Consider the following 9423-nt stretch of genomic DNA (forward strand, 5'->3'; position numbering starts at 1 on the left):
ACTCTGCAGAAGATCGCCCACCCACCTGCCGCCCGGCGCGCCGGGGGCGCGCTGTAGTCCGAGACAACCCCCCGCTTGGGGCAGCGGGGAGGGGGCGGGAGGGCAGAGGTGGGGAGTTATCGCGTTGGGTGTTAAGTCGCGGGAGAAAATCTGGTAAGAAGGGGGCGTGAGCGGTGACACAGGTGTCGTGAGCTGGGGGTGGCGTGTCTAAGACCCGGCCCTCGGACGCCTCCGTCGAGCAGCGGCGCAGGGAGATCCTCGACTACGTCATCGAGCATGGCGAGGCCCGCATCGACGACCTCACCGCGCACTTCGGCGTCAGCCTGATGACGATGCACCGCGACCTCGACGACCTCGCCGACCGCCGCCTGCTCCGCAAGCTCCGTGGCCGGGTCGAGGCCTACCCGGCGTTCACGATGGAGAACGCCGCCCGCTTCCGCGGCACCGTCAACCTCGCCGTGAAAGAGGCACTCGCCGACGCCGCCATCCGCCAGGTCGAACCCGGCCAGACCGTCTTCGTCGACGACTCCACGACGTTGTTCCCGCTGGTCCGCAGGCTCGCCGAGGTCGAGGGCCTGACTGTCATCACCAACTCGCTGCACGCCGCGCGCCTGCTCGGCCCCAAGGTCGACGTCGTCCTCGCCGGCGGCCGGTTCCACCACGAGTTCGACTCCTGCATCGGCCCCGACGTGCTCGCCCTGCTCGAGCGCATCCACGCCGACGTCGGGTTCGCGTCGGTCTCCGCGGTCGCCGTCGGCAGGCTGTATCACCCCGACCAGGACTACGCCGAGCTCAAGAAGGCCGCGCTGCGCACGAGCAACCGGAACGTCCTCGTCGTCGACCACTCGAAGTTCGGCCGCACCGCGACCTTCGCGCACGGTGTCGTCGGCGACTACGACCTGCTCATCACCGACGAGTCGACCCCCACCGAGGAGATCGAGGCCGCGCTGAACGCGAGCACTGCCGTCGAACTCGTCGAGTACGTCGAGGAGGGCCAACCGTATGACAGCTGACATGCTGGTCGCCGGTGTCGATTCATCGACACAATCCACCAAGGTCGTGGTGTGCGACGCGCGCACCGGCGAGGTCGTCCGTACCGGCCGGGCCGCGCACCCAGACGGCACCGAGGTCGACCCCGCCGCCTGGTGGGACGCGTTCACGCAGGCGAAGCACGGCTTGCTCGACGGCGTCAAGGCGATCGGGGTCGCCGGTCAGCAACACGGGCTCGTCACTCTCGACGCAGAGGAGAACGTCGTCCGTCCTGCCTTGCTGTGGAACGACAACCGGTCGGCCCAAGCCGCCGTCGACCTCTGCGACGAACTCGGCGGGCCGGAATCCTGGGCGCAGGCGGTCGGGCTGGTCCCGGTCGCGAGCTTCACGATCACCAAGCTGCGCTGGATGGCCGAGCGCGAACCCGAGTTGGCCGACCGTGTCGCCCGTGTCCTGCTTCCGCACGACTGGCTGACGTGGCGCATCCTCGGTCAGCGCGGAGCGCCCGTGACCGATCGCGGCGATGCCTCCGGCACCGGCTACTACTCCGCGGCTGAAAGCGCTTACCGAACCGATCTCCTCAAGCACGCCTTCGGTCGAACCCCTGATCTGCCAACGGTTCTCGGCCCAGCCGAAGTCGCGGGGCACACCGAGGACGGTGTGCTCGTTTCGGCGGGCACCGGCGACAACATGGCCGCCGCGCTCGCCCTCGAACTCGGCCCCGGCGACGTCGTCGTTTCACTCGGTACCAGCGGCACCGTGTTCGGCAGGTCGGCTACCGCGCCGGCGGACGCCACCGGCACGGTCGCCGGATTCGCCGACGCCACCGGGAAATTCCTGCCGCTCGCCTGCACGCTCAACGCCGCTCGGGTGCTCACCGCGAGCGCCGCGATGCTCGGTGTCGGCCAGGACGAGTTCGACCGGCTCGCGCTGGCCGCCGAGCCGGGTGCGGGAGGGCTGACGTTACTGCCCTATTTGGACGGTGAACGCACGCCGAACCTCCCGGACGCCAATGGTTCCCTGAGCGGGCTCACCCGGGCGAACATGACTCCGGAGAACCTCGCGCGCGCGGCGGTCGAGGGCATGCTGTGCGGGCTCGCGGCGGGACTGGACGCGGTGCGCGAGCAGGAGCTCGACGTCCGTCGCGTGCTGCTCATCGGCGGTGGTGCGCAATCCGCTGCCGTGCGCGAGGTCGCGCCGATCGTGTTCGGCGTTCCCGTGAGCATCCCGCCGGTCGCCGAGTATGTCGCTGTCGGCGCCGCGCGGCAGGCGGCGTGGGCGCTCGCGAACACCGGAGAACCGCCTACCTGGCAAGGAAAGACGCGGCTCGCGCTGGACGAGCCGACCGAAGCGCAGCGCGCTGAGGGCCGCCGCATCCAGTATCGACACCTCGAGGCGCGGGAAGCCGCGCACGGAATTCCCGCGATAATCGGAGAGGACTGAACCGATGGCCAGCATCACCTACGACAAGGCGACCCGGCGTTACCCCGGCGCCGAGCGGCCCGCCGTCGACGCGCTCGAACTGGAGATCGCCGACGGCGAATTCCTCGTGCTGGTCGGGCCTTCCGGCTGCGGCAAGTCGACGAGCCTGCGCATGCTCGCCGGGCTGGAGGACATCGACGAGGGCGCCGTGTGGATCGGCGACCGGGACGTAACCCAGCTGCCACCGCGTTCCCGCGACATCGCGATGGTGTTCCAGAACTACGCGCTCTACCCGCACATGACGGTGGCGCAGAACATGGGCTTCGCGCTGAAGATCGCCGGGCGCCCCGCGTCGGAGATCAAGCAAAAGGTTCTCGACGCGGCGAAGCTGCTGGATATCGAGCAATTCCTCGACCGCAAGCCGAAGGCGCTTTCCGGCGGCCAGCGGCAGCGTGTCGCGATGGGCCGGGCGATCGTGCGGGAACCGCAGGTGTTCCTGATGGACGAGCCACTGTCCAATTTGGACGCCAAGCTGCGGGTGTCGACCCGGACCCAGATCGCCGCGCTGCAGCGGCGTCTCGGCGTCACCACGGTGTACGTCACGCACGACCAGGTCGAGGCCATGACGATGGGTGACCGTGTCGCGGTGCTCTCGGACGGTCTTCTCCAGCAGTGCGACACCCCGCGTGCGCTCTACGACAAGCCCGCGAACGCGTTCGTCGCCGGTTTCATCGGCTCGCCCGCGATGAACCTCGTCACCGCGAAACTCACCCAGGACGGCGCCGAGCTGGGCGGTGCGCGCGTGCCGCTGCCCCGCGACGTCATCGCCGCGGCCGACGGGGACACCGTCACGATCGGGTTCCGGCCGGAGTCGCTGGAAGTCACCGGGTCCGCAGACGGCACGCTGCCGATCAAGGTCGACCTCGTCGAGGAACTCGGCTCGGACGCCTACGTCTACGGCAAGCTCGCCGAATCGGACGCCGAGGGCACGAAGTCCAACGTGGTCGCCCGTGTGGATCCGCGCACACCGCCCGCCATGGGCGACACGCTGCACCTGCGGATCCGTCCCGACGAGCTGCATGTGTTCTCCGCCACCACCGGGTCGCGCCTGTCCTGACCTGGACACATGGGAAACTGGGGGTCGTTATGACTCCCAGTTTCCCGCGTGCCGAGGCCGTGATCGACCTCGACGCCGTGCGCCACAACGTCTCCCTGCTGGCCGAACGCGCCTCCGGCGTGGCGCTGATGGCGGTGGTGAAGGCCGACGCGTACGGTCACGGCGCGCTGCCGGTCGCGCGCGCCGCGCTCGAGGCGGGCGCGAGCTGGCTCGGCACCTGTTCCCTCGGCGAGGCGCTGGAGCTGCGCCGTGCCGGGATCACCGCGCGGCTGTTCAGCTGGCTCGACGTTCCCGACGTCGACTTCGCCCCCGGCATCGAAGCGGGCATCGACCTCGCCGCCAGTTCGATCGGTGAGCTGCGGCGCATCGTGGCCGCCGCGCGGCAGGTGGGTACCCGCGCTCGCGTGCACCTCAAGATCGACACCGGGCTTTCGCGCAACGGCTGCCCGCCCGCGCTGTGGGCGGAGCTGGTCGAGGCCGCGGCGGCGGAATCGCTGATCGAGGTCGTCGGGATCTGGTCGCACCTCGCCTGCGCGGACGAGCCGGGGCACGCGTCGATCGACCTGCAAGCCAAGCGTTTCGACGAGGCCTACGACGTCGCGCGGGCGGCCGGCCTCGATCCGATGCGGCACATCGCGAACTCCGCGGCCGTGCTGACCCGTCCCGATCTGCACTTCGACCTGGTGCGCCCGGGGATCGCGGTGTACGGGCTGAACCCGGTTCCCGGCGACGAGAACCTGCGCCCGGTGATGACGTTCCGGTCGTCGGTGGTGCTGACCAAGCGGATCGCGGCGGGCGAGTCCGTGTCGTACGGGCACACCTGGACAGCGGAACGCGACACGACACTCGCGCTCGTGCCGTGTGGTTACGCCGACGGGGTACCGCGGACGTTGTCCGGTCGCCTGGACGTCTGGCTCGGCGGGCGGCGGCGCCCGGTCGCCGGGCGGGTGTGCATGGACCAGCTGGTGGTGGACTGCGGGGACGCCGAACCCGAGGTCGGCGCCGAGGTCGTCCTGTTCGGCGCCGGCGTGGGCGGAGCGCCGACAGCGCGGGAATGGGCGGACAAGCTGGGCACGATCGACTACGAGATCGTGACGTCGATGTACCGGCCGCGGGTCCGGCGGAGGTATCTGGGGGATCGCTCGTGACTCCTTCACGACGACTGCTGGCCATCGCCGGCGGGGTCGGTGCCGTGGCCACCGGGACCGCCGCCGCCATCGCGGTCGCCGCGCAGCAGCGGCGGCACAGTGAGGACGCACTCGTGGACGAGCCGTTGGGGGAGCTGAAGCCGGACCGGACGTCGACGGTCGCGGCCGAGGACGGAACGCCGTTGTCGGTGGAGGAGGTCGACCCTGCGGACGGCGGGAAACCGGAGCTGACCGTGGTCGGCGTGCACGGGTTCGCGCTGTCGCGGAAGTCGTGGCATTTCCAGCGTCGTGATCTGGCGTCGCTGACGTTGCCGCGCGTGCGGCAGGTGTACTACGACCATCGCGGGCACGGACAGTCCGGCGAGGCGTCGACCGCGGCGAGCACGATCGAGCAGCTGGCGCGGGATCTCGACGCCGTGCTGCGGGCGGTGGTGCCCGAGGGGCCCATCGTGCTGATGGGGCATTCCATGGGCGGCATGGTGATCATGGAACTGGCGGCGGAATTCCCCGAGTTGTTCGAGGACCGGGTCTGTGGTGTCGCGTTCATCGCCACGGCGGCGGGCGAGGTCGGGGCCCGTGGGCTGCCGCGCTCGCTGCTGTCGAAGTACAACCCGCTCACGAAGGGCGTCGGCGGGTTGGCCGGTTGGCAGCCGGGGCTCGTCGAGTTCGTCCGGGCGGCCGGCGGTCAGCTGACGCGCCAGGCGGTGCGGCGGCTGGCGTTCGGCAGCCGGGACGTCTCGTCGCGGCTGGTCGACTTCATGCTCGAAATGCTCGCCGTGACGCCGGTGCGAGGGCTGGTCAACTTCGTCGACACGCTGGGCAGTCATAACCGGTACGCGGCGCTGGCCGGGCTCAAGCACGCGCAGGTGCTGGTCATCGGGGGAGACTCGGACAAGTTCACGCCGTTCTCGCACGCCGAGCGGATCGCGGGGGAGCTGCCGGACGCGGAGCTGGTGCGGGTGCGCGGCGCGGGGCACATGGTGCAGCTGGAGCAGCCGGAACTGGTGGACAGTCATCTGATCGATCTGGTGCAACGGTGTGCCGGGGCGGACGGCGAGTCGTCCTCCGGGCGGAACTGGTGGTGGAAGCGCGCGTGAAGTACGAACTCTCGACTCCTGATTCGACGATGGCCTTCGGCCGGGTGCTCGGCCGTTCGCTGCGTCCCGGTGACCTGGTGTTGCTGTCCGGGCCGTTGGGTGCGGGGAAAACGACGCTGACGCGGGGGATCGCCGACGGGCTCGGCGTCGGCGGGCGCGTCAGCTCGCCGACGTTCGTGCTCGCGCGGGTCCATCCCGCTGGGGCCACCGGCGTGCCGCTGGTGCACGTCGACGCCTATCGGCTCGGCGGGGATCTCGCCGAGCTGGACGATCTGGATCTGGACGCGGATCTGGAGCGCTCGGCCGTCGTCGTCGAATGGGGCGAGGGGTCGGCGGAGCGGCTGTCGTCGGACTACCTCGTCGTCCGGCTGGAGCGTCGCGAGGACGACGTCCGGATCGTCGCGCTGGAACCTCACGGCACCTGGTCGACCCGGGCCGCCGACCTGCGTTTAGCGGGCTAAACGCGGCGCTGAGCATGGCTAAGTATTCGGCGGGGTGCGCCTCGTGGGGTCGGTTGGTCTGGGCTGGATCCGCGTGCGACTCCGCCCGACGCGTTTAGCGGGCTAAATGCATTCGCGCAGGTCAGCGGGTTATGTAGGGGTGCTAAGGACCGCGTTTAGCCCGCTAAACGCGCTTGGCCGGGTCCACGACGGCACGGGCGACGCCTAGGTCGACGAGGTCCTGGGGGCGAAGGCGCAGCCGGTCCGCGAGGGCGGGGACCTCGGAGGCCGGGAGCTTGAGGATCGACGCCGCGGCCTCGGGGGACGTCACCGAGAAGTACGCATCGGGCGTGACCCACGTCGACCCCGGCGCCGCGAAGGCGAGCGCGCCGCCCGAGCCGCCTTCGCCGATCACGAGCGTGGTCACGGGCGTGGGCACGGGCGCCGAGCCGGCGGACCGAGACCCGGACGCGGATCCCGAGCCCGACATCGCCGTCGCGATCGCTTCGAACAGCTCCGCGATCGCCGCGCCCGCCCCGGCCTGCTCCGCCGCAGCGTCGTTGGCCGCCCCCGGCGTGTCCACCAGCGTCAGCACCGGCACACCCAGCCGCGAGGCGAGCCGCACCAGCCGCGCCGCGGTCCGGAATCCGGCCGGGGACGTCGCGGTCCCGCACTGTGCGGCGAACGCGATCGCCCGCCCGTCCCGCCAGCCGAACCCGCATGACACCCCGGTATCGACGCCTCCGCAGCGGTCTCCGCTGATCTCTTCTCGCCAGTCGAAGTAGGCGTCGAGATACTCGGCCGCGCGAGGACGCGAAGCGGCCCGGGCCGCCTGAACGGCTTCCCAGCCGGTCGACGGCAGCGATACCGCTCGTAACGCCTCGGGCGGATCAGCAGGGACAACCGAGCGCGAGGTCAGCAGCCGGACCCAGCGTTCCAGTGCGCCGGCCAGTTGCTCCGGCGGCACGATCTGGTCCACCTGGCCCGCGCCGAACTTCGCCTCAGCCGTGTACGCCTCCGGAGGCGCGTCGGCGGGCCGTACCCGTGACCCGGCGAAGCCCACCTGCGAGCCAGGCAGCGCGAGCACGACGTCGGCGCCTGCGCCGAGCGTCGCCCAGCCGCCACCGGTCGTCGGATCGCGCAATACGGAGATCTGCGGAATGCCCTCCGCGCGTGCCCGCGCCGCTGCCCGTGCGAGCCGCTGTAGCTGGGTGAGTGCCCGCATGCCCTGCTGCATCCGGCTGCCGCCGGTCGCGATGAGGGATACCACCGGCAGCCGCAGTGCCCTGGCCTGCGTGAACGCCGCCTCGATCCGGTCGCCGGTGCGCTGGCCGAGCGAACCGCCGAGATAGCCGAACTCGAACGCGATCAACATCGCTTCGGCACCACCAAGCTTCGCGGTCCCGCACACGACGGACTCGGACTCGCCACTGCGTTCGGCGGCGGCGCTGCGCGCATCGCGGTACCCCGGCCAGCCGATGGGCCCGTCCTCGGGCTCCGCCGTGTGCTCGACCACTAGCTCGCGGAAACCGGCCGAAACCAGGTCGACGATCTCGCGAGCAGGCAGCCTAGCCACCGAGGGCCCGCTTCATGACCTTCCCCATGTCGTTGCGTGGCAACGCGTCGAGATACCGGACGACCCGCGGCCGCTTGTGGGGAGTGAGCAGCCGGGCGACATGATCGGCCAGTTCGGCCGCCGTCGGCGGCTCGCCGTCCGGCACGATCCACGCGACGATCCGCTCGCCGAGGTCGTCGTCCGGTTCGCCGGTCACCGCGGCCTCGGCGACGTGTGGATGCTCCAGCAGGGCGTTCTCGATCTCACCGGCGCCGATCTTGTAGCCGCCGCTCTTGATCAGGTCGGTCGCCTTGCGGCCGACGATCCGGACGTACCCGTCGGCGTCGCGCGTCGCCATGTCGCCGGTGCGGAACCAGCCGTCGTCGAACGCGGCCGACGTCGCGTCCGGCCGGTTCAGGTATTCGGTGAACAGGTTGGGGCCGCGGACCTGGATCTCGCCGACGGTGCCGAGTTCGTCGATCGGCTCCCCGTGCTCGCCGACCAGCCGCAGCTCGACGTCCGCGAGCGGGACCCCGACGGTGCCCGGCTTGCGTTCGCCGTCCGCGCGGACGCTGGTGTTCATGAGCGTCTCGGTCATCCCGTAGCGCTCGATCACCTGCTGGCCGGTGGCCGCGGTGATGCGCTGATGGTCGTGTACCGGCAGGGCTGCGGAGCCGGACACGAGCAGCCGCGCGCCGCGTAGCGCCTTCGCGAGCGTTTCGTTCTCGGCGACTTCGCCGGCGATGCGGTGGTACATCGTCGGCACGCCGAAGAGCATCGTCGCGCCGTCGCCCAGTTCGCGCGCCACGCCGTCAGTGGAGAACCGGCCGAGATGGCGTACGGACCCGCCACGCCGAAGCGGCCCGAGCATGCCGAGGATCAGGCCGTGCACGTGGAACAGGGGCAGCGCGTGCACGAGGACGTCGTCGGCGGTCCACTGCCAGGCGTCCTCGAGCGCGTCGAGGGTCGTGGCGAGCGCGCGGCGCGGAAGGACGACGCCCTTGGGCGGGCCCGTGGTGCCGGAGGTGTAGACGATCAGAGCGGGTGTCTCGGCGCCGGGTTCCTCCGGCAGTGCCTGCGACGTGGGTTGGATGCTGAGGTCGATGTCCCGGCGCGGCAGTGCCGACAAACCGTCCGGAAGATCGGCGCCCGGCTCGGCGAGGACCAGCGCGGGTTCGCTGTCGGACACGATGTGCGCGAGTTCCCGCTCCCCGATCTTGGGGTTGATCGGCACCGCCGGTACCCCGGCGAGCAGGGCGGCGACGACCGCGACGCTGGTGTGCAGGCTCGGCGTCGCCCAGACGGCCACACGGCTCTTCGGCAGGTCACGGGCGAGTGCGCCGGCGACGGCCGCGAGTTCGTCGTACGTCAACGCCTGCTCTCCGAAGCGGAGGGCCTGCTTGGGGGAGCCGCTCGTGAGGGCGGGGAACAACCGATCGGGCACCGCGGGACCTCCTGTTGCGCACTTCGCTGTCTGCCGGACGCCTCGAAATCGCACCGTACCCCGCACAACGCTGCCCCCGCTGAGACCTGGTTCACACCCCGGCCCGGGGGGGGGGGGGGGGGGGGGGGCGAGGCGGGGCGGGGGGGGGGGGGGGGGGGGGGGGGGGCTGGGGGGGGGGGGGGGCCGCCCGGCGCGCGGCGCGCCGGCTCG

Annotated in this window: 8 protein-coding genes; 6 read left to right on the forward strand and 2 right to left on the reverse strand. The window is 71.2% G+C overall.

The annotated features are described in order from the left end of the window. The first annotated feature begins 203 nt into the window (after window positions 1-203). The 6 genes from ACFWX1_RS44330 to tsaE are packed head-to-tail and all read left to right on the forward strand — an operon-like array spanning window position 204 to window position 6235. A complete protein-coding gene (locus tag ACFWX1_RS44330) occupies window positions 204-1013 on the forward strand; it encodes a DeoR/GlpR family DNA-binding transcription regulator (protein WP_378395929.1) in 810 nt (269 codons plus the stop codon). Beyond that, a complete protein-coding gene (gene xylB / locus ACFWX1_RS44335) occupies window positions 1003-2433 on the forward strand; it encodes a xylulokinase (RefSeq protein ID WP_378395930.1) in 1431 nt (476 codons plus the stop codon). The genes ACFWX1_RS44330 and xylB overlap by 11 nt, the downstream gene beginning before the upstream one ends. 4 nt (window positions 2434-2437) lie before the next feature. Next, window positions 2438-3529, forward strand: coding sequence for an ABC transporter ATP-binding protein (locus tag ACFWX1_RS44340; protein ID WP_378395931.1), 1092 nt, complete (start codon window positions 2438-2440; stop codon window positions 3527-3529). Between the two features lie 29 nt (window positions 3530-3558). Beyond that, a complete protein-coding gene (gene alr, locus ACFWX1_RS44345; RefSeq protein WP_378395932.1) occupies window positions 3559-4677 on the forward strand; it encodes an alanine racemase in 1119 nt (372 codons plus the stop codon). After that, window positions 4674-5774 carry an alpha/beta fold hydrolase gene (locus ACFWX1_RS44350; protein ID WP_378395933.1) on the forward strand — a complete coding sequence of 367 codons (1101 nt, stop codon included), beginning with the start codon at window positions 4674-4676 and terminating at the stop codon, window positions 5772-5774. Before alr ends, ACFWX1_RS44350 begins: the two co-directional genes overlap by 4 nt. Next, the gene (tsaE, locus tag ACFWX1_RS44355; protein WP_378395935.1) at window positions 5771-6235 is read left to right on the forward strand and encodes a tRNA (adenosine(37)-N6)-threonylcarbamoyltransferase complex ATPase subunit type 1 TsaE; all 465 of its coding nucleotides are present in this window, start codon (window positions 5771-5773) and stop codon (window positions 6233-6235) included. The genes ACFWX1_RS44350 and tsaE overlap by 4 nt, the downstream gene beginning before the upstream one ends. A 163-nt stretch (window positions 6236-6398) precedes the next feature. Here the strand turns inward: tsaE and ACFWX1_RS44360 are convergent, their stop codons facing one another. After that, complete coding sequence (locus ACFWX1_RS44360; protein ID WP_378395936.1) at window positions 6399-7790, reverse strand: carboxyl transferase domain-containing protein; 1392 nt, start codon at window positions 7788-7790, stop codon at window positions 6399-6401. Further along, window positions 7783-9213, reverse strand: coding sequence for an acyl-CoA synthetase (locus ACFWX1_RS44365; RefSeq protein WP_378395937.1), 1431 nt, complete (start codon window positions 9211-9213; stop codon window positions 7783-7785). The genes ACFWX1_RS44360 and ACFWX1_RS44365 overlap by 8 nt, the downstream gene beginning before the upstream one ends. Window positions 9214-9423: the final 210 nt, after the last annotated feature.

It is taken from the genome of Amycolatopsis sp. NPDC059021 (assembly GCF_042739895.1).
Classification (GTDB): Bacteria; Actinomycetota; Actinomycetes; order Mycobacteriales; family Pseudonocardiaceae; genus Amycolatopsis.